This window comes from Bacillus cereus group sp. BfR-BA-01430 (assembly GCF_022663115.1).
Classification (GTDB): domain Bacteria; phylum Bacillota; class Bacilli; order Bacillales; family Bacillaceae_G; genus Bacillus_A; species Bacillus_A cereus_BD.
Genome location: NZ_JAKUEW010000004.1, coordinates 13,647 through 35,187 on the forward strand (window position 1 = coordinate 13,647; position 21,541 = coordinate 35,187).

Sequence of the window (21,541 nt, forward strand, 5' to 3'; positions counted from 1 at the left end):
TTTTTATAACGGTGGCTTGCATAAAAAAACTCCGATTTCATGCGAAAAATGTGTTCTTTTACTGTTTTGTCTCATATGAACTTTTCAATTGTTGATGAGAAGATGTGACATGTATAAACAGTGGATGAATCTTTGATCAAAAATTAAAAAAGGGCTCCAAAAATTCAAGTTTCACTGCTTTTTTGGATACCCCATATCGGAGAGAAAATAGGGGATAAAACGAGGCTTTATCTGTATAGGTAGGAAAAAGGAGGAGAAGTTGAGTAGCAACTTCTTTTTTGCTGGAGTTGTTTTTAGCATACAAGGTTACATATTGTTTTGTAAAAAGCGGAAAATATAAGAATTAGGATACAAATAAAGAAAATACATTCAAGATTTTCGGTTGTTTTTTTCTGAAAAAACTTCTTTATAAAGGTGTAGAGATGTTCACAGAATTGAAACAATTGGCAGAAGTGCTATATCTATAGTCTTTCTAGAGGAATTGTTAAAATTATTCTATGCAGGTTAGTTTTTCTTCGTTAGGATAATGATTATAATGACAAGTGAGAGCATATGAAAGGTATAGCTACATCGATTGCGAAATGAATATGAACAATGGGAGCGATAGAGTTGAAAAAGAAACTGTTGGCTGTTGTCTTAGGAACATCATTAGTTTTTGCCCTAGGGGCATGCGGAAAGAAGGAGGAAGAGAAATCTTCTAATCAATCTGCAAGCACTGATACTGCAGAACAAATTTTCCAAAAGAGTTGTGCAGGTTGTCATGCGAAGGATTTATCTGGAGCAACTGGACCTGACTTAAGAAAAGTAGGCGATAAATATGATGCCGCTGATATTGAAGATATTATTAAAAAGGGCCGCGGATCAATGTCGCCAGGATTGATTCAAGGTGAAGATGCAAAAAAAGTAGCGGAATGGTTGGCGGAGCATAAATAAGAAGTGAGTTACTGAGGATACAATTGAGAAACCGAGCAGACTTAAACTTTCATCAGATTAATTTTTTATGTATGAAACGAGAGTTTGCTCGGATTTTTTGTTACGTATTTGAAGGCAGTGGAATTCTTCTTTCCTGTAACATAACTGTAACAAAATTGTATCTGAATTGGAAACCGATTGATGTTACAATGTAATTTGTAGAATTTTGATGAAAGACATACATAAGGTAACGATAGTGATAAGGAATAAAGCTTTATCACTGTTATTTTGTATAGGTTTTGATGCAATAAGAATTGGGGAGTAAGAGCGATTACTCTAAGTTTTAAATAGATAAAAAGAGTGTTTCGAAAAAAAAATCATTAAGTATTGGGTGATAAATAATGATAAAAATGACGAATGTTTATAAGGAGTATCCGAATGGTATGAAAGCCATTTCTGGGATTACGGTTACTATTAAGCAGGGTGAATTCGTATATGTAGTTGGGCCGAGTGGAGCCGGGAAATCAACGTTTATTAAAATGATGTATCGTGAAGAGAAACCATCAACAGGATCTATTAATATAAATGGTCTTGTAATTGAAAGTTTAGCAGAAAGAGATGTTCCATATTTTCGCCGCCAATTAGGTGTCATCTTCCAAGATTTCAAATTACTACCTAAATTAACGGTATATGAGAATGTTGCGTTTGCCTTAGAAGTAATTGAAGAAGAACCTGATGCAATCCGTGAGCGAGTAACAGAAGTATTAAGTCTTGTAGGTCTTGAGGATCGCGCAAGTGCACTTCCAAGTGAGCTCTCTGGTGGGGAACAGCAACGTGTGGCAATTGCAAGAGCGATTGTAAATAGACCAAAGGTTGTAATTGCCGATGAACCAACAGGTAACTTGGATATTGATACAGCGCTTGATATTATGAATATTTTTAAACGCATTAATGAGCGTGGTACAACAATTATCATGGCAACGCATAATGCAGATATCGTAAATACAATTCGCCATCGCGTAATTGCGATTGAAGACGGAAAAATTGTTCGAGATGAGATTGAGGGAGGATACGGATATGAAGGCTAAAACCCTTAGTCGACATTTACGAGAAGGTGTAAAAAATCTATCCCGTAACGGATGGATGACGTTTGCTTCTGTAAGTGCAGTAACAGTTACATTATTACTTGTAGGTGTCTTTTTAACAGCGATTATGAATATGAACCATTTTGCAACGAAAGTAGAGCAAGATGTAGAAATTCGTGTACACATTGATCCAGCAGCAAAAGATGCTGATCAAAAGAAATTAGAAGATGATATGAGTAAGATTGCAAAAGTAGACTCTATTAAATATTCTTCTAAAGAAGAAGAGTTAAAACGTTTAATTAAAAGCTTAGGTGATAGTGGAAAAACATTTGAGTTATTTGAACAAGATAATCCACTGAAAAATGTATTTGTTGTAAAAGCAAAAGAACCAACAGATACAGCGACAATCGCGAAGAAGATTGAAAAAATGCAGTTTGTAAGTAATGTTCAGTACGGAAAAGGACAAGTTGAAAAATTATTTGATACTGTAAAAACAGGCCGTAACATCGGAATCGTGCTAATCGCCGGTCTTTTATTCACAGCTATGTTCTTAATCTCTAACACAATTAAAATTACAATTTATGCACGAAGCACGGAAATTGAAATTATGAAACTTGTAGGTGCTACAAACTGGTTTATTCGTTGGCCGTTCTTGTTAGAAGGTTTATTCTTAGGTATTTTGGGTTCTATCATCCCGATTATCGTAATTTTATCTTCTTACAACTCTTTACAAGGTATGTTTAATGAGAAACTAGGAGGAACAATTTTTGAACTGTTACCATATAACCCATTCGTATTCCAATTAGCAGGTTTATTAGTGTTAATTGGTGCCTTAATCGGTATGTGGGGAAGTGTCATGTCAATTCGTCGCTTCTTAAAAGTATAAAAAGTTGCAAACATAATTCGTACAAGCTTATCATATAGTAGAAATAGGTAAAGGCATCACACAATGTGTGATGCCTTTTGCTACACCACCTGTGTGTTTTGGAAAGGGGAATTCCGCATTGAAACGTAGAGTCGCGATTATTGGAATGATTGTTACATTTTTAATCGGTGCTGGTGGAATGTTTGCGGGTATGTATCTGTTTGGTATTAACCCGTCATATGTTGCGCAAACAATAACAAACGATCGTGCTGGCACTACACAAGAGAATTTAGCAAAAATGAGTGAAGCGTACGCATTGATTCATTCGCGTTATGTGGAAGACGTGAAGGATGACAAGCTTGTGGAGGGTGCGATACAAGGAATGTTATCTACTCTGAAAGATCCTTATTCCACGTATATGGACAAAAAGACAGCAAAACAGTTTAATGAAGCTCTTGATCCCGAACTAGAAGGAATTGGAGCAGAAGTGAACAAAACAGATGACAAATTGATTATTGTTTCTCCAATTAAAGGGTCACCGGCAGAGAAGGCAGGTATGAAACCGAATGATGAAATTTTATCGGTAGATGGAAAGAGTGTAAAAGGTTTATCGCGTGAAGAGGCTGTGTTAAAGATTCGTGGTAAAAAAGGAACGACGGTTGCAATTGAAATTAAGCGTGCAGGAGTCAATGATCCAATCGAATTTGAAATTAAGCGCGATAAGATTCCGATTTTTACTGTATTTAGTTCCGTGAAGAAGGAAATGGACAAAAACATTGGGTACATGCAAATTACTTCGTTCTCTGAAAACACAGCGAAGGAGTTTAAAGATCAATTAAAAGAGCTTGAAAAGAAAGAAATTAAAGGATTGATAATCGATGTACGTGGTAATCCAGGTGGCTATTTAAATAGTGTTGAAGATATTTTAGGATTAATCATGACCGATAAAAAGCCAATGTTGCAAGTAGAACAACGCAATGGTGAGAAAAAGAAATTCTATACTTCATTAAAAGAGAGAAAATCGTATCCAATTTCGGTATTAATTGATAGTGGAAGTGCTTCTGCTTCGGAAATTTTAGCTGGTGCGTTAAAAGAAGGAGAAGGATATAATTTAGTTGGTGAAAAAACATTTGGCAAAGGAACTGTGCAACAAGCTGTTCCGTTTAAAGATGGTAGTAATATTAAATTAACGATGTTTAAATGGCTAACACCGAATGGCAATTGGATTCATAAAAAAGGGATTGCCCCAACCGTAGAGGTAAAGCAGCCAGATTATTATCATGCAACACCAATTCAAATTGAAAAGACACTTTCTTATAATTCAAATGATGTACAAGTGAAACATGCTCAACAAATGTTGAAAAGTCTCGGATATGTGCCAGGTCGTGAAGATGGATATTTCAGCAAAGAAACAGAATCAGCTGTTAAAGCGTTCCAAAATGCAAATCAGATGGAAGCAACGGGAGAGCTTGATAAAAAAACAGCAGAAGCTATTCAAAATAAAATTATTGAAAAGATTCGCTCTGGTGAAAATGACTTGCAGCTGCAAGCAGCATTAAAATTAATGGCGAAATAAGAAAAAACACAGGCAAAATGCGATGCCTGTGTTTTTTTATGCGTGTTAAACAAACGCTTGTTTAGTTGTGATAATATAAAAAGAAAGAATGATATAAATGGTGGTGAATGAATTCGTGGAGGCGTGGGCTTTTGAAATTATACGAGCAGTTGGACGCTTTTTTTTGCATCCTGCTGTCTATATATTTGTAATAAGTAGTATTTTTGTTGGCTATTTACGTATAGTAAGAGAACGAAAAGATTTTTCTTTTAAAGTATATGATCTTTGGTTTGAACTGCGAACATCTTTATTGGCTGGAATTGGATATGGGCTGTTCGCATCGATTGTAACGATTGGGCTTGGACTTGTTGTATCAGAGGCAAGTATATGGATGATTTTCATTTGGACACTCATATTTGCTTTAACGGCTTGGTATCGATATTTATCGGCAGCTTACACATTTGGGATAGCGATTGTCGTCGTTTTATTATCTACAAATATACCAATCTCTCTGCTAAAAATAGGTGCAGGAGAAGAAGAGACGATTGTATCACTTGCGATTTTACTCGGGATTATGCTCGTTATTGAGGGACGATTAATTTCGAAGAATGCAGTCCGATATTCTACACCGATGTTAAAAAGAAGTAAGCGCGGCTTAAAGATTGGACTGCATGAATCGAAGCGTATATGGCTCGTTCCACTCTTTATTCTTGTTCCAGGTGATGCTGTAACACAACTATTTTCATGGTGGCCTATTGTTTCAGTAGGTTCGCAAACATACTCTTTATTTCTTGTTCCATTTTTAATCGGTTTTATGAGGAAAATTAGAAGTTATGAGCCGAGAGAAGCGCTGCTATTTACAGGAAGACGTGTATTTGGATTGGCTATAATTGTGCTGGTTTTAGGTATTGCAAGTTATTGGTGGCATGTATTAGCCATTGTAGCGATGGGAGCCGCAATGCTTGGACGCTTTACAATTGCGATGCAGGAGCGAATTGCCGATGAGACACGCCCAGCCTATTTTGCAACACGTGAAGCTGGACTAGTAGTATTAGATACGATTCCAAACACTGTTGGGGCAGAACTACAATTAAAGCCAGGAGAGATGATTACAAAAGTAAATGGTGTGATTCCAAAAACAACAGAGGAATTTTACGATGCTTTGCAAACGAAGACAACAGGAGCGTTTTGTAAACTAGAAGTACTTGATACAAAAGGTGAGCTTCGTCTTGCGCAAACGGCATTGTATGCAGATGGACATCATGAATTAGGGATTGTATTTGTAGAACAAGATCATCAGTGGGATACAGAAGCTGTATAAAGTGAAAGACCTTCGGAATAGAAGGTCTTTTTTAATGGATAAACAAAGCAATGAGATTATGTTGAATGCTATCTATTTCTTGGGAAATATGAAATGTCTTGCTGAAATATAGGGAAGCTGATGAAGAGCTTCCTTATTTGTTAGTTTTGTTTCATTAGTTGATTATACAATTGTGCTTTTGTTATTGCATCTTTATCATTAGAAATGTCTCCTGGTGCATTAGCCTCTCCGCTTATATAGCCCGCAAATGATGAACCGACGAAATCAAAAATGTATTGGAATTGAGCGATAAGCGGTAATGCTTTTAATGTTGGATGATCCCCTCCAACAATGACAACATACATTTGTTTCGATTTCATTTTTTCTTTGAAAGGAAGAGATGCATCTTGTAAACTTTGAGACCAACGATCAACAAAGTTTTTCATATGTCCGCTCATGCCATACCAGTATAGCGGTGTAGCGAAGATAATGGTATGATGCGCTAGCATTTGTTCAATGAGATTTTGATAGTCATCATTGACTGGTTGAAATCCTTTCGTATCATGACGTTGATCTGTAACGGGTTGAATATTGTAATTACGCAAATAAATTTGTTTTGCCTGAATACTATCAATCATCGCATGTGTAAGAGTTTCTGTATTTCCATTTGGTCGGGAACTTCCGTGTATAACGAACATAGAATCACTCCTTTTCTTTTGCTTGTTTTAGGAGTGAAACGTGCCTTTGTAGATTTGTTTGAATGGTAGAGAGTAATGAAATTTGCCTTGTTACTTCAGTCAGTTTATCTTCATACAGTGTCAGAATACTACTGCATGGATTTTCATAAAGATTTGGTTCAATTTCTAGGCAGCGTAGCATTTGTGCCGTTTCTTCTAAATTTAAATCAATCCTTACATACATTTGGATCAGCTCTACCTCCTTGATAGCGCTCTCATCAAAATCACGATATCCATTGGCGAGGCGCTTGGAAGGCAGCAATCCTTTTTCTTCATAATATCGTAATGATCGTTCACTTACGCAAGTTTGTTTAGCTAATTCTCCAATTCGCAATGCACGCCCCTGCTTTCATATACAGTATAAACCTTTACATTCGTGCAAAGGTCAACCTTGTTTGTTTGTAAAAGACTGTACATGACCTAGAAAGACTTGAATAGCTTTGGACGGAGTAAAATATTTACCGCGGACAATCGAGAAGGGGCGAATAAGCTTCTCATTGGGAAGGGCAATATGGAACAACTCTTTTGCTTGTAACTCTTTTCGAATGGTCCAGTTAGAAAGGATAGCAATACCAAGCCCAGCGCTAACGGCTTCTTTCACACTTTGAATACTACTAAATGTAAAGAACCGTTTCATCTTTAAATGATGCTGATGAATAAAGCGATCACTATAAGCGCGTGTTCCAGATCCACTTTCTCGTAAAATCCAAACTTGATCTTGTAATGTATGCTCATTTATTTCATTTATATAAAGCAATGGATGATTTGGTGGAACGATGAGCTTCATTTCATCTTGCATAAAGGGTTCTACGTCTATGTCGGCATATACAACTTGTCCTTCTACTAAACCAATATCAATTTGATTCGAGCGAAGGCTTTGAAGTACTTCTTCTGTATTGGAAATGAACGTATGCACTTCGACATAAGGATTTTCTTTAGCATAGGGCGCTAATATTTTAGGAAGTAAGTATTCGCCAATTGTAAAACTAGCACCAATGCGGAGAGTTCCTGTTACAACGTTATGTAGCTCGTTAATTTCCTGCTTTGCTTCGTCATAAAGAGAGAGTATTTGCTTTGCATAGGTATATAAAATATTGCCAGCTTCTGTGACTTGGACATGCTTTGGAGAACGTTGAATCAGTGTCGTGCCAAATTCATTTTCTAAATTGCGAATATGCATGCTAACCCCTGGTTGAGAAAGGTTGAGCAAATCTGCAGCACGAGAAAAATGCTGTTGTTCTACGACCGTAACGAATATTTTTAAAATGTCGACATTCATTGTATGACTCCCTTTGTATTTTTATTATGAAACTTTTTTTTAAAGTAAGCTACCTGCGCTTCTTCATTTCATTTTATCATAAGTTTTTTTTATGATTGGGATTATATATTGGTATTAAACTTATTATTAAAGTTCTTCTATAATGTAAATAGATAGAACATGCATGTTCCAATATGACTATTGGAGTGGTACGAAGTGGAAGAAACAGTTGCTATACAAAAGAGAAAGCGTTTTGGTTTTTCGAAAGGAATTGGGATTACGTTATTCATTGCGATTGCTGCAAAATATTTAGCCAATTTTCCCCTTTTCAATATAATGGGGCAATTAGTGATTGCTATTTTAATTGGGATGATTTGGAGAGCAAGAATTGGTCTACCTTCCGAAGCGATTGCGGGTACGAATTTTGCGAGTAAGAAGTTGCTTCGCTTTGGCATTATTTTGCTCGGGATGCGTTTAAATTTAATTGATATTGCGAAGGCAGGGCCAAAGGTGTTAGTGATAGCTGTAATTATTATTACCTTTACGATCTTTGTTGTATATGGGTTAACGAGGATATTCCAAGTAGATAAGAAAATAGGAATCTTAACGGCATGCGGTACGGCAATTTGTGGCGCGGCAGCAGTCGTGGCTATTGCGCCGCAAGTAAAAGCGAAGGACGATGAAACAGCAGTTGGCGTGGCAATCATCGCAATTTTAGGTACAATATTTACACTCATTTATACTTTATTATATCCAGTGCTTCCTTTATCACCATACGGTTATGGCGTCTTTTCTGGTGCGACGCTACATGAAATTGCACACGTCATTGCTGCGGCCGCGCCAGGAGGAAGTACAGCTGTTGATATTGCAGTGATTGTAAAACTAACGCGCGTTGCTATGCTTGTACCAGTAGCCATTTTAATTGGTCTATGGTTCGGAAAGAGCGAGGACAGCAAGCAAAAAAGGTCGTGGCGTGATCTTCCAATTCCATGGTTCATTTTTGGATTTTTAGCGATGAGCGCGGTGCATTCACTTGGAGTGGTTTCAGAGCTTGTTGCGAGTTACATTGTCGTCATTGCCTATATGCTCATTGCGATGGCGATGGCAGGGCTCGGATTAAATGTAGAATGTAAAGCGTTCCGTAAATTAGGAAGCAAAGCATTTGTAGCAGGGATGATTGGCTCCGTTTCTCTTTCTATTCTTGGGTACATTTTAGTTTATGTGATATAGAGAAAGGGGGCGTAAGTTATATGCCTCCTTTTTATGTAATTGAATGAATCCTTTTTGATAGGTGAGAGCTGCTGTTTTCTTGTCGTGATTTGTCGACTCGCCGATATTCTCTGTCGAAACGCCGATAACAGTGGTTCAAGCGCCGATATTTTTCATTTTGCGCTGATAAAAGAGGCTTAAGCGCCGATATAATTTCATGTACCGACAAGGATGCTGCCGAAATGTTGAATTTCATGTACCGAGCCCATGCCTGAACCTGAACCCGATCCCATCCCCGCGCCCCTCACTCTATTTACCACCACCTTCAATCTATGTTATTTTTTTACAAAATACCTTGAAAGTTACGTTACGTCATGTTTTACAATGGAATGGAAAGGGGAATGAGGATGATTTCGATTCAGGAACTGACTAAGGAGACTGGGGTTACGGTGAGAACGCTTCGTTATTATGATCAAATCGGTTTATTAAAGCCAAGTGGCAAAACGGATGGAGGTCATCGGTTATATAGTGAAGTGGATGTCATTCGGTTGCAGCAAATTTTATTTTTAAAAGAAATGGGTTTTTCATTAAAAGAGATTATGAATATGTTAGTAACAGATCAATATAGCTTAAAGGAGTCGCTAGAAAGGCAGCTGAAATTTGTTCAAGGGGAGCAAAAGAAATTTGAACGAATGGAGAAAATGCTACAAGCTGTCATATATTCTACGGAGTTAGAAGGGGAATTAAATTGGAAGGTCATGTTTGAACTGATTCAACTTTCAAAGCAGTCCCCGCATATACGTGGACAATTTCAACAACAGGTATTTTCAGAGGAAGAAAAAAAGCTTCTTGAGAAATTACCAAATATGAGTGAAGATAATGAAAAAGTTCAGGAATGGATAGAATTATTTAAACAGTTACGTGGATTTATGAAAGAAGGGAAGGAGCCATCCCATGATGATGTGCAGGAAGCTACGAAGCAATTAATGATGAAATGTTTGGCGATGGCGGATGGAGATGAAGCCTTTTTAGATAAATTATGGGAAGTGCGGAAATCAAAAGAGGGCTCGCAAAATATGAACATGTATCCAATGGAGGAAGAGTTTTTCGTATATATGGATGAAGCTTTTCGGATATACGATGAAAGGGAGCGAGGAAGATGAGTATACTGATAGAATATAGGTGGTACTTTTTAATTGGCGCGGAAATTGTATTTTGGATATCGGCGATTGGATTTTTTATTTTGCGGTATGGGTTTCGGCTTCGGAAAGCAAGTTTTATTGCGGGTATTGTATTACTTTTAAACGAATTATTTATACTCGCGCTAGGCGTTCTTGATTACTATCAAACAGGTAAGTTTTCAAACTTTCAACTCATCACCATGATTATACTAATCTATGCACTTTTATATGGAAAAAAGGATTTGCGAAAATTAGATATGTGGGTACAAAAACTTATTGCAAAATGGCGAAATGAGCCGGTGCCTCCTATGGAAAAGGCGTCAGAATTGACTGGATGGGCTTATGCGAAACAAGAACTAGGACAGTGGGGATTACATCTTATTTTATTTATGACTGTCCATATGATCTTTTTCTTTATATATGGGCTTGCCCCATTGGAAGAATGGAAGAATTGGTTGGACGAAGGAATTGTTTTAGATAAATCGGCAAGTCGTTTCAGCCGAGTGTGGGGAATTGTTTTTTTAATTGATACGGTTATTACTTTTTCATATGTAATTTTTCCGAAGAAAAAGAAGGGGAAAGAAAAGCTGCTTTCTTAATGTGATGAAGGCAGCTTTTTTCTTTTTTCATTATGTATTGTCGAAAATTTCACCGAATATTTGTTCGTTTTCTTGGTCTTTTTATGGGTATTCGTGGTAAAATGGGAATACAAATTTTTTAGAGGAGGTCGGATTTGGTGGAACGTGAATTTGAAATTGTTTCAGAATACTCCCCGCAGGGTGATCAGCCGAAAGCAATCGAGCAGCTTGTCGAGGGAATTCAAAACGGTAAGAGACATCAAGTGTTGCTTGGAGCGACAGGAACGGGTAAAACATTTACAATTTCGAATGTAATTAAAGAAGTGAAAAAGCCGACACTTGTTATGGCTCATAATAAAACATTAGCAGGACAACTGTATAGCGAGCTAAAAGATTTCTTTCCAAACAATGCAGTTGAGTATTTCGTTAGTTATTACGATTATTATCAACCGGAAGCATATGTGCCACAAACCGATACGTTTATTGAAAAAGATGCACAAATTAATGACGAAATTGATAAGCTGCGCCACTCGGCAACGTCAGCTTTATTTGAGCGTGATGATGTCATTATTGTAGCAAGTGTATCTTGCATTTATGGCTTAGGTTCTCCAGAAGAGTATCGTGAGCTTGTCGTTTCACTGCGCGTTGGCATGGAGAAAGATCGCAATCAATTGCTGCGCGAGCTCGTTGATGTGCAGTATGGACGCAATGATATTGATTTTCAGCGCGGAACATTTCGCGTTCGCGGTGATGTCGTAGAGATTTTTCCAGCATCTCTTGATGAACATTGCATTCGAATTGAGTTTTTTGGAGATGAGATTGATCGCATTCGAGAAGTGAATGCATTAACAGGTGAAGTATTGGCAGAACGTGAGCATGTAGCAATCTTCCCAGCATCTCACTTCGTTACACGTGAAGAGAAGATGAAAGTCGCGATTGAAAATATTGAAAAAGAATTAGAAGAACGTTTAAAAGAATTAAATGAGCAAGGGAAACTGTTAGAAGCGCAGCGCATCGAGCAACGGACGCGTTACGATTTAGAAATGATGCGTGAGATGGGATTTTGCTCAGGGATTGAAAACTACTCCCGTCATTTAACGCTCCGTCCTGCTGGTTCAACGCCATATACATTATTAGATTATTTTCCGAAGGACTTTTTAATCGTAATGGATGAATCTCATGTAACAGTTCCGCAAGTAAGAGCGATGTATAACGGTGACCAGGCGCGTAAGCAAGTGCTTGTTGATCATGGGTTCCGCTTGCCGTCAGCTTTAGATAATAGACCGCTTAAGTTTGAAGAGTTTGAAGAGAAGGCGAATCAAATTATATATGTTTCGGCAACGCCAGGTCCATATGAATTAGAGCATGCGCCAGAAGTTGTAGAGCAAATTATTCGTCCAACTGGGCTCTTAGATCCAAAAATTGAAGTAAGACCAATTGAAGGACAGATTGATGATTTATTAGGAGAAATACAAGATCGAATTGCGAAAAATGAGCGCGTGTTAATTACGACATTAACGAAGAAAATGTCAGAGGATTTAACAGATTACTTAAAAGATATCGGGATTAAGGTAAACTATCTGCATTCTGAAATTAAAACGCTTGAGCGAATTGAAATCATTCGTGATCTTCGTCTTGGCAAGTTCGACGTACTTGTTGGAATTAACTTATTGCGAGAAGGTCTTGATATTCCAGAAGTATCGCTTGTTGCGATTTTAGATGCGGATAAAGAAGGCTTCTTGCGCTCAGAGCGATCGCTTATTCAAACGATTGGCCGTGCGGCGCGTAATGAGAACGGTCACGTCATTATGTATGCAGATCGTATAACAAAATCGATGCAGATCGCCATTGTTGAAACGAAACGTCGCCGTGAAAAACAAGAAGCTTACAATGAAGAACATGGCATTACACCAAAAACAATTCAAAAAGAAGTGCGCGATGTGATTCGTGCGACAGTAGCGGCGGAAGAAACAGAAGTATATGAAACGACACCAACGAAGAAACTGACAAAGAAAGAACGAGAAAAAACAATTGCGAAGATGGAAGAGGAAATGAAGGAAGCAGCAAAAGCTTTAGATTTCGAGCGTGCGGCTGAGTTAAGAGATGTAATACTAGAACTAAAAGCGGAAGGGTGAAGAGAGTGAGTAAAGACCATATCGTTGTAAAAGGTGCGAGAGCGCATAACTTAAAAAATATTGATGTAACCATTCCGAGAAATCAACTTGTTGTTGTGACAGGGCTATCTGGTTCAGGGAAATCATCGTTAGCATTCGATACGATTTATGCAGAAGGGCAACGCAGATATGTGGAATCTTTATCTGCGTATGCGCGTCAATTTTTAGGACAAATGGATAAGCCTGATGTCGATACGATTGAAGGCTTATCTCCAGCGATTTCAATCGACCAGAAAACGACGAGCCGTAACCCGCGTTCAACAGTTGGAACAGTAACGGAAATTTATGATTACTTACGTTTATTATTTGCTCGTATTGGGACACCAATCTGCCCGAAGCATGGGATTGAAATTACTTCCCAAACAGTAGAGCAAATGGTCGACCGTGTTCTTGAATATCCAGAGCGTACAAAATTACAAGTATTAGCGCCGATTGTATCAGGGCGTAAAGGCGCTCATGTGAAAGTACTAGAAGATATTAAGAAACAAGGATATGTACGTGTTCGTGTGGATGGGGAAATGCTTGATGTATCTGATGAAATTACATTAGATAAAAATAAGAAACATTCCATTGAAGTTGTCATCGATCGTATCGTTGTAAAAGATGGAATTGCAAGTCGTCTTGCTGATTCGCTTGAAAGTGCGCTGAAACTAGGCGGGGGGCGTGTGTTAATCGATGTAATTGGCGAGGAAGAACTGTTATTTAGTGAACATCATGCATGTCCGCATTGCGGTTTCTCAATTGGCGAGTTAGAGCCGCGCATGTTCTCATTTAATAGTCCATTTGGTGCATGTCCAACTTGCGATGGACTTGGTTCAAAATTAGAAGTAGATTTAGAACTTGTGATTCCAAACTGGGATTTATCTTTAAATGAGCATGCCATTGCTCCGTGGGAACCGACAAGTTCACAATATTACCCGCAATTATTACAATCTGTATGCAAACATTACGGTATCGATATGGATATACCGGTAAAAGACATTCCAAAAGAGTTGTTTGATAAGGTGCTGTATGGAAGTGGAGAAGAGAAGGTTTATTTCCGTTATGTCAATGACTTTGGGCAAGTGAAAGAAAGCGAAATTGTATTTGAAGGAGTCATTCCGAATATTGAACGCCGCTTTCGGGAAACGAGTTCTGATTATATTCGTGAACAAATGGAAAAATATATGGCGGAGCAAGCATGTCCAAAATGTAAAGGCGGTCGTTTAAAACCGGAAAGTTTAGCTGTATTCGTAGGCGGAAAAACAATTGCTGATGTGACGAAGTACTCTGTGCAAGAAGTATATGATTTCTTTTCAAAGATTGAACTGACAGAAAAGCAAGCGAAAATTGCTTACCAAATTTTACGTGAAATTAAAGAGCGGCTCACTTTCTTAAATAATGTCGGGCTCGATTATTTAACGCTAAGTCGTGCGGCAGGGACGTTGTCAGGCGGTGAAGCGCAGCGCATTCGCCTCGCTACACAAATCGGCTCTCGTCTTACTGGCGTTCTTTATATTTTAGATGAACCGTCCATTGGGTTACATCAGCGCGATAATGATCGCCTTATTCATACATTGCAAGACATGCGTGATTTAGGAAATACGCTCATTGTTGTTGAACATGATGAAGATACAATGATGGCGGCAGATTATTTGATTGATATTGGTCCTGGCGCGGGTATTCATGGGGGACAAGTTGTATCAGCTGGTTCGCCAGAAGAAGTAATGAATGACGGGAATTCATTAACTGGTCAATATTTAAGTGGGAAAAAGTTTATTCCTGTTCCGCTTGAAAGAAGAAAAGGGGACGGACGTAAAATTGAGATTATTGGTGCGAAAGAAAATAATTTAAAGAATGCAAGAATGTCATTCCCGCTCGGCACTTTTGTAGCAGTAACTGGTGTATCTGGTTCTGGTAAAAGTACGATGGTTAATGAAGTATTGTACAAGTCTTTAGCACAGAAACTATATAAAGCAAAAAGTAAGCCAGGGGCTCACAAAGAAATTAAAGGTCTTGAACATTTGGATAAGGTAATTGATATTGATCAATCACCAATCGGACGGACACCTCGTTCTAATCCAGCAACATACACAGGTGTTTTTGATGACATTCGTGATGTGTTTGCACAAACGAATGAGGCGAAAGTACGCGGTTATCAAAAAGGTCGTTTTAGCTTTAACGTAAAAGGTGGGCGTTGCGAGGCTTGCCGCGGTGATGGAATTATCAAAATTGAAATGCACTTCTTACCGGATGTATATGTTCCGTGTGAAGTGTGCCATGGCAAACGCTATAACCGCGAAACGTTAGAGGTAAAATATAAAGATAAGAACATTTCAGAAGTATTAGAGATGACAATTGAAGACGGAGTTGAATTCTTTGCGAATATCCCGAAAATTAAACGGAAATTACAGACGCTTGTAGACGTTGGGCTCGGATATATGAAGCTCGGACAGCCAGCTACGACGTTATCAGGCGGCGAAGCGCAGCGTGTAAAACTAGCATCTGAATTGCATCGTCGTTCTACAGGACGTACACTATATATTTTAGATGAACCGACAACGGGCTTACATGCACATGATATTGCGCGCCTTCTTGAAGTGCTGCAACGTCTTGTTGAAAGCGGTGAAACAGTACTTGTGATTGAACATAACCTAGATGTGATTAAGACAGCAGATTACATTGTTGATCTTGGTCCAGAGGGTGGAGATAAAGGTGGACAAATCGTCGCTTCAGGAACGCCAGAACAAGTCGTAAAAGAAGAGCGTTCGTACACAGGTAAATATTTAAAAGGGATTTTAGAACGTGATACAGCCCGCATGAAAGAGAAAATAAAAGAAGTGGAGGTAGGGAGCTAAGCTGATTGGCTAGCTCTTTGCTTTATATTTGAGGAGTATAGGATGGAATTTGTAGATAGATTGAAACATAAAAAAATAAAGGTAAGAGAAATTTCGAAGTGGGGCCCATACTTTAGAAAGCGATGGGCAAGTCACTTTGCAAGTCATTTAAGCGAAGAAGAAAAAGAAGAGATGGGTCTATATAGTAATCGTGATGCATGTGGCTACTTATGGTATATGTTTAGTTATGAGAAGAAGCGGTATTTAGAAGGTGAACAGGCAGAGCAAGCATTTCATGGTGAAAGGAAAAATAGTTGTTATATCTTTTATCAACATTGCAATGAGATGCTCATAATAAAAGATGCAAATGCACTACATGCTCATGATCTGTTACGAGAAACAGATGATTTGTTCAAAGGAGATATATATGTTGTAGATGATGATTTTACGTGGACGTATGTGAAAACCCATGAAGCAAGATGGCATGGCCCATATTTTACTCGTAATCATTGGTGAGAAGAGAAGTGGGTATACAAGAGAGAAGGATAGAATAAGTTGTTATAGAAGTTTTCTCGTTTGGATTCGTACTTGGCGTTTATAGTCTATTAGCGTATGATTAAATATATATAGTAAAAGGATGTGTAAGAAAATGAGATGGATTCTATCACTTCTTGTAAATAGCGTAGTATTAATTGTTGTATCCGGTCTTTTAAAAGGAATCGCACCAGACGCATTTTACATAGAAAACATTCAAACAGCTATTATTGCAAGTATTATTTTGGCGATTTTAAATGTAGTTGTAAAACCATTTTTAATTTTAATTACATTACCAATTACGGTACTCACATTTGGCTTTTTCCTTATTATCATCAATGCGATTACTTTAGAAATAACAGATTCATTATTAGGCGATGCTTTTAATATATCTGGATTTGGCGTGGCCATTCTTGCAGCCATTTGTATTTCTATTCTGAACATGCTGATTGATAAAGTGATTGTGGAGCCATTATCTGAAAAGAAATAGAAACGTGACAAATAGAAAAACATTTCATTTGTGCTATGAAATGTTTTTTTCTATTTGTTAGAAACCTTATTTCTTGTTTTCAGAAAAAAATGGTACAATATCCGTTAGAATGGAATTGTACATCAAATGAGAATGAGCCCGCAGCGGAGTGGAGGTTTATATATGCCGAAAGTAAGGACAAAGGATTTAATTGAACAATTTCAATTGGAACTCGTAAGTGGTGAAGAAGGAATTCATCGTCCGATTGATACAAGTGATTTATCGCGACCTGGAATTGAAATGGCAGGTTTTTTTACTTATTATCCAGCAGATCGTATTCAGCTTCTTGGAAAAACAGAGCTTACTTTCTTTGATACGTTAACAAATGATCAAAAACAAGAAAGAATGAAGGCACTTTGTACAGAAGAAACACCTTGTATTATCGTTACGCGTAATCAAGATGTACCTAAGGAATTATTACAAGCATCACGTGAATCAAGTGTGCCATTGTTACGTTCTTCCCAAACGACAACGAGATTATCAAGTCGTTTAACGAACTACTTAGAAGGAAAGTTGGCACCAACAACAGCTGTTCATGGTGTATTAGTAGACGTTTACGGTGTTGGCGTTTTAATTACAGGTCAAAGTGGCGTTGGGAAAAGTGAAACGGCTCTTGAACTTGTCAAGCGTGGCCATCGTCTAGTAGCTGACGATAGTGTAGAAATTCGTCAAGAAGATGAAGATACATTAGTAGGAAGTTCTCCAGATTTAATAGAACATTTATTAGAAATTCGTGGTTTAGGTATCATTAACGTTATGACGTTATTTGGTGCAGGTGCTGTCCGAAATTATAAGCGTATTACGCTTGTTATTAATCTTGAGATTTGGGACCAAAATAAAAACTACGATCGCCTAGGTCTTGATGAAGAGAAAATGAAGATTATCGATACAGAACTTACGAAGATTACACTTCCGGTTCGCCCGGGCCGAAACTTAGCGGTCATTATTGAGGTAGCGGCGATGAATTTTAGGTTAAAACGTATGGGAGTTAATGCCGCTCAGCAATTTTCAGAACGATTAATGAGTGCGATTGAATTAGGAAATCAGGAGTAGGCACAAAAGGAGGTCATACATATGATTTTAGGGTCTGTACCGCAGTTAGACCGCGTAGCAATTCAGCTTGGACCATTCCCCGTCTATTGGTATGGGATTATTATTGGGACTGGTGTTCTACTCGGACTTTGGCTGGCTACTCGCGAAGGAGAACGATTAGGTATTCCGAAGGATACATTTGTCGATCTTGTTTTATTTGCAGTGCCAATTGCGATTATTTGTGCAAGAGCATACTATGTTGCGTTTGAATGGGAATACTATATGCAAAATCCGATTCAAATTATTAATATTCGGCAAGGTGGATTAGCCATTCATGGTGGTCTAATTGGAGCTGTCATAACGGGAATTATTTATGCAAAAGTAAAAGGAATTTCATTTTGGAAGTTAGCGGATATCGCGGCACCAAGTATCCTTCTTGGACAAGCGATTGGGCGCTGGGGCAATTTTATGAACCAAGAAGCCCACGGTGGCGAAGTGACAAGACAGTTTTTAGAAGGTTTGCACTTACCGGATTTTATTGTGAATCAAATGTATATTGATGGTGTCTATTATCATCCAACGTTCTTATATGAATCATTATGGAATTTTGCTGGAGTCATTTTATTATTGTTATTGCGAAAAGCAAACTTACGCCGTGGTGAATTGTTTTTTACGTATTTAATTTGGTATTCAATTGGCCGTTTCTTTGTAGAAGAACTGCGTACAGATAGTTTAATGTTAGGACCGCTTCGTATTGCGCAAGTGATGTCTATTGGGCTTATTATTATTTCAATTATTTTTATTATTGTAAGACGTAAAGCGGGGCAAGCTGATAAAAGATATTTAGAAAAGTAGAAGAAAGTAGCATCTTATAGAGGATGCTGCTTCTTTCGTATTGAGACAGCTGAAACAGAAAGGAAAATGAGAAAGATGAAGATCAATACAGTGCTATTTGATTTAGATGGAACGTTAATTAATACAAATGAACTCATTATTTCTTCTTTTTTACACACTTTGAATACATATTACCCGAATCAGTATAAGCGTGAAGATGTCCTACCATTTATTGGACCATCTTTACAGGAAACATTTCATTCTATTGATGAAAGGAAAGTAGAGGAAATGATTACACGCTATCGCCAATTTAATCACGATCACCATGATGAACTAGTAGAAGAATATGAAACTGTTTATGAGACAGTTCAAACATTAAAAGAAAAGGGTTATAAAATTGGGATTGTCACAACAAAAGCAAGACAAACAGTGGAAATGGGATTGAATTTGTCCAAGCTAAATGAATTTTTTGATGTGGTGGTCACAATTGACGATGTAGAACATGTGAAACCGCATCCTGAGCCAATTCAAAAAGCTCTTCAATTATTAGATGCAAAACCAAAAGAAACATTAATGGTTGGCGATAATCATCATGATATTGTAGGTGGACAGAATGCTGGTACAAAAACAGCAGCGGTAGGGTGGACCATTAAAGGAAGAGCATATTTAGAATCCTATAAACCAGACTACGTACTAAATAAAATGAGTGATTTATTATCAATTTTATCTGAATAATGGAGAGAGGGAGTGTGTGAAAGTGCGACGGACAACGCGCTACCCTGTTTCAGGAGCAAATTCATTATGGAATGTATATAAAACCGTATCATTTTGGAAGGTCATGAAAAACTTTATTGTAATTCAAATTGCGCGTTATACACCATTTTTAACGGTAAAAAATTGGCTATATCGCACGTTTTTGCGAATGGAAGTAGGAAAACAAACCGCATTTGCGCTTATGGCAATGCCGGATATTATGTTTCCAGAAAAGATTGCAGTTGGAGCAAATTCAATCATTGGTTATAATACGACAATTTTAGCTCATGAATATTTAATTACTGAATATCGACTTGGTGAAGTAATCATTGGAGATGAAGTAATGATTGGGGCAAATTCAACAATATTACCAGGCGTTACAATTGGGGATGGTGCTATTGTTTCCGCGGGTACGCTCGTTCACCGCGATGTTCCAAAAGGTGCGTTTGTAGGTGGGAATCCGATGCGTATTATTTATACGAAAGAAGATCAAAGTTAAAAATGTAACATTTTCTTTCTCTTTTGATGAATAAAAAGGAAATAATTGATTATAATATACTGTTTTGTTTTTTTAAGAATCGTTTATACTTAAAGATAGAATAATGTGTGAACGTAGAAAACAAAAAACTGGAGGATTTATGGGGAAAAATCAAAGAATATATAAGGAGAATGGACAAGTTATCTCTTTTCATCAATTAGCGGATTTCTTTTATAAAAAAGGGATGAAAGCGTATCAAGGGCATAAATTAGAAGATGCGATTAAATATTTTCGTAGAGCGGCACAAAATAAGAAAGAGCCGTTTATTTTATGCCAATTAGCAACTGTGTTATCTGAGGCTGGTGAATATCAAGAATCGAATCAAATTCTTCTAAAATTGATTCGTTCTCATTCTGAGATTGAACAGTGCTATTATTTTATCGCGAATAATTATGCCTATCTTGGCTTATTTCAGCAGGCAAAAAAATATGCGGAGCAATATTTAGAAATTGCAACTGAAAAGGAATTTGTAGAAGATACGTTAGAATTACTTGAAATTATGGAAGAGGAATCATGGGATGCTGAAGAGATGGAAGATGAAGACGAACTGATTGTGATGCAGGAAGAAGCAAATCGTTACATTCGTAATGGTCAATTAGAAGAAGCGATTGCTACTTTAGAAATTGTTACGAAGGATTATCCGGAATTTTGGTCCGGTTATAATAATTTAGCAATTGCTCATTTTCAGTCGGGGAATGTAGATCAGGCGCTGAAGTTAACAGAAATGATTTTAGAGAAAAATCCCGGCAACATGCATGCTCTTTGTAACACACTTATTTTTCTATACTCAATTGGAGAACATAAGCAAGTAGAAGCGCTAGCAGAACAAATGAAATCTGTATATCCAATTTCATTTGAACATCGATTAAAATTAGGAACAACGTTTGCAACTATCGGTCATTTTGAGCATGCTTATAAATGGTTAAAGCTATTGAAACGTCAAGGATATGATGGTGATGTTAGCTTTTATTATTGGTTCGCATACGCTTCTTATATGGTAAAAGATTATCGTACAGCGGAGAGAATGTGGCAGTCAGTGGTAGAGTTACACCCTGATAAAAAGGGAAAAGAACCTTGGAATGCCTTGAATTTAGCTGATGAAGGGCAAAAAGTTTTATTTGAAGAATTGCGTAAAACATTTCAAGAAAGTACAACGTTAGAAGAGCAAATGTTAGCGCTATATTTAATGAATGAACTGACAACGCCTGAAAAAATTGGTTTTTTCTTTGATATTGTACAGGCGAAGAACGGTGTTCCCATTGTGTCAGAAATTGCAAAATGCTTCTTCTTACTTGGTAGTCATAAGAGTATTCCATCTGAACTAAAGCCATTTGAACAATGTATTCGAATTGCGGATATCTTATATAACTACACAAATAAAGAAGATGAATTAATTGAAGAGTGCTTACATTTTTGGTTCTGTACTTTCATACGTTTATATACTTCCGATACGGCTTTTACTAATATATTTGGATGGTCAGCGGCAATTGAATATATTGTCCGCAGTGAGAAAAAAAATAAAATGACACAGGCCGAACTAGGAAATATATATAATGTATCTGTAGCTACGCTAAGAAAATATGTGCAAGCAGTAAGGCGTACACATGCATAGGCATATCGCTAGGAAAAAGCAAATGCTAACAGTATAATG

General features: G+C 37.5%; 20 protein-coding genes. 17 read left to right on the forward strand and 3 right to left on the reverse strand.

What is annotated here, in order from left to right; translation table 11 throughout:
• Window positions 1–609: 609 nt before the first annotated feature.
• The 5 genes from cccB to MR058_RS09950 all read left to right on the forward strand — a co-directional run bounded on the left by cccB (window position 610) and on the right by MR058_RS09950 (window position 5,738).
• Window positions 610–933 carry a cytochrome c551 gene (gene cccB, locus MR058_RS09930; protein ID WP_041810127.1) on the forward strand — a complete coding sequence of 108 codons (324 nt, stop codon included), beginning with the start codon at window positions 610–612 and terminating at the stop codon, window positions 931–933.
• Window positions 934–1,313: 380 nt separating this feature from the next.
• Entirely contained in the window at window positions 1,314–2,000 is a 687-nt protein-coding gene (ftsE, locus tag MR058_RS09935) for a cell division ATP-binding protein FtsE (protein ID WP_277926532.1), read from the forward strand.
• On the forward strand, window positions 1,990–2,883 hold the full coding sequence (gene ftsX, locus MR058_RS09940; protein ID WP_242143840.1) for a permease-like cell division protein FtsX: 894 nt from the start codon (window positions 1,990–1,992) through the stop codon (window positions 2,881–2,883). The genes ftsE and ftsX overlap by 11 nt, the downstream gene beginning before the upstream one ends.
• A 118-nt stretch (window positions 2,884–3,001) precedes the next feature.
• Entirely contained in the window at window positions 3,002–4,438 is a 1,437-nt protein-coding gene (locus MR058_RS09945; protein WP_472927008.1) for a S41 family peptidase, read from the forward strand.
• Window positions 4,439–4,535: 97 nt separating this feature from the next.
• Window positions 4,536–5,738: a PDZ domain-containing protein gene (locus MR058_RS09950; protein WP_242143842.1), complete on the forward strand. Its 1,203-nt coding sequence runs from the start codon at window positions 4,536–4,538 to the stop codon at window positions 5,736–5,738.
• A 140-nt stretch (window positions 5,739–5,878) separates the two neighbouring features.
• On the opposite strand, the gene MR058_RS09955 is transcribed toward MR058_RS09950, so the two are convergent.
• Genes MR058_RS09955 through MR058_RS09965 form a run of 3 tightly spaced genes read right to left on the reverse strand, consistent with a single transcriptional unit; the run spans window position 5,879 to window position 7,733 of the window.
• A complete protein-coding gene (locus MR058_RS09955) occupies window positions 5,879–6,415 on the reverse strand; it encodes a flavodoxin family protein (RefSeq protein WP_242143843.1) in 537 nt (178 codons plus the stop codon).
• A 4-nt stretch (window positions 6,416–6,419) separates the two neighbouring features.
• Window positions 6,420–6,788 (reverse strand): MerR family transcriptional regulator, encoded by a 369-nt coding sequence (locus tag MR058_RS09960; RefSeq protein WP_242143844.1) that lies wholly within the window; start codon window positions 6,786–6,788, stop codon window positions 6,420–6,422.
• Window positions 6,789–6,839: 51 nt separating this feature from the next.
• Window positions 6,840–7,733 carry a LysR family transcriptional regulator gene (locus MR058_RS09965; RefSeq protein WP_242143845.1) on the reverse strand — a complete coding sequence of 298 codons (894 nt, stop codon included), beginning with the start codon at window positions 7,731–7,733 and terminating at the stop codon, window positions 6,840–6,842.
• A 195-nt stretch (window positions 7,734–7,928) separates the two neighbouring features.
• On the opposite strand from MR058_RS09965, the gene MR058_RS09970 reads away from it, so the two are divergent.
• The 12 genes from MR058_RS09970 to MR058_RS10025 all read left to right on the forward strand — a co-directional run bounded on the left by MR058_RS09970 (window position 7,929) and on the right by MR058_RS10025 (window position 21,502).
• The gene (locus tag MR058_RS09970) at window positions 7,929–8,942 is read left to right on the forward strand and encodes a YeiH family protein (protein WP_242144087.1); all 1,014 of its coding nucleotides are present in this window, start codon (window positions 7,929–7,931) and stop codon (window positions 8,940–8,942) included.
• Between the two features lie 380 nt (window positions 8,943–9,322).
• Complete coding sequence (locus tag MR058_RS09975) at window positions 9,323–10,084, forward strand: MerR family transcriptional regulator (RefSeq protein WP_242144088.1); 762 nt, start codon at window positions 9,323–9,325, stop codon at window positions 10,082–10,084.
• Window positions 10,081–10,701, forward strand: coding sequence for a hypothetical protein (locus MR058_RS09980; RefSeq protein ID WP_242143846.1), 621 nt, complete (start codon window positions 10,081–10,083; stop codon window positions 10,699–10,701). The genes MR058_RS09975 and MR058_RS09980 overlap by 4 nt, the downstream gene beginning before the upstream one ends.
• Window positions 10,702–10,838: 137 nt before the next feature.
• A complete protein-coding gene (uvrB, locus tag MR058_RS09985) occupies window positions 10,839–12,815 on the forward strand; it encodes an excinuclease ABC subunit UvrB (protein ID WP_242143847.1) in 1,977 nt (658 codons plus the stop codon).
• A gap of 5 nt (window positions 12,816–12,820) precedes the next feature.
• Window positions 12,821–15,691 (forward strand): excinuclease ABC subunit UvrA, encoded by a 2,871-nt coding sequence (uvrA, locus tag MR058_RS09990; RefSeq protein ID WP_242143848.1) that lies wholly within the window; start codon window positions 12,821–12,823, stop codon window positions 15,689–15,691.
• A gap of 42 nt (window positions 15,692–15,733) precedes the next feature.
• Complete coding sequence (locus MR058_RS09995; RefSeq protein ID WP_242143849.1) at window positions 15,734–16,186, forward strand: DUF4275 family protein; 453 nt, start codon at window positions 15,734–15,736, stop codon at window positions 16,184–16,186.
• A 133-nt stretch (window positions 16,187–16,319) separates the two neighbouring features.
• Entirely contained in the window at window positions 16,320–16,694 is a 375-nt protein-coding gene (locus tag MR058_RS10000; protein WP_242143850.1) for a phage holin family protein, read from the forward strand.
• Window positions 16,695–16,856: 162 nt separating this feature from the next.
• Window positions 16,857–17,786 carry an HPr(Ser) kinase/phosphatase gene (gene hprK, locus MR058_RS10005; RefSeq protein WP_242143851.1) on the forward strand — a complete coding sequence of 310 codons (930 nt, stop codon included), beginning with the start codon at window positions 16,857–16,859 and terminating at the stop codon, window positions 17,784–17,786.
• 21 nt (window positions 17,787–17,807) lie between these two features.
• Entirely contained in the window at window positions 17,808–18,620 is an 813-nt protein-coding gene (lgt, locus tag MR058_RS10010; RefSeq protein ID WP_242143852.1) for a prolipoprotein diacylglyceryl transferase, read from the forward strand.
• Window positions 18,621–18,695: 75 nt separating this feature from the next.
• Window positions 18,696–19,334, forward strand: a complete 639-nt coding sequence (ppaX, locus tag MR058_RS10015; RefSeq protein ID WP_242143854.1) for a pyrophosphatase PpaX — start codon at window positions 18,696–18,698, stop codon at window positions 19,332–19,334.
• A 22-nt stretch (window positions 19,335–19,356) separates the two neighbouring features.
• A complete protein-coding gene (locus MR058_RS10020; protein ID WP_242143855.1) occupies window positions 19,357–19,851 on the forward strand; it encodes an acyltransferase in 495 nt (164 codons plus the stop codon).
• A gap of 139 nt (window positions 19,852–19,990) precedes the next feature.
• On the forward strand, window positions 19,991–21,502 hold the full coding sequence (locus tag MR058_RS10025) for a tetratricopeptide repeat protein (RefSeq protein ID WP_242143856.1): 1,512 nt from the start codon (window positions 19,991–19,993) through the stop codon (window positions 21,500–21,502).
• Window positions 21,503–21,541 lie beyond the last annotated feature (39 nt).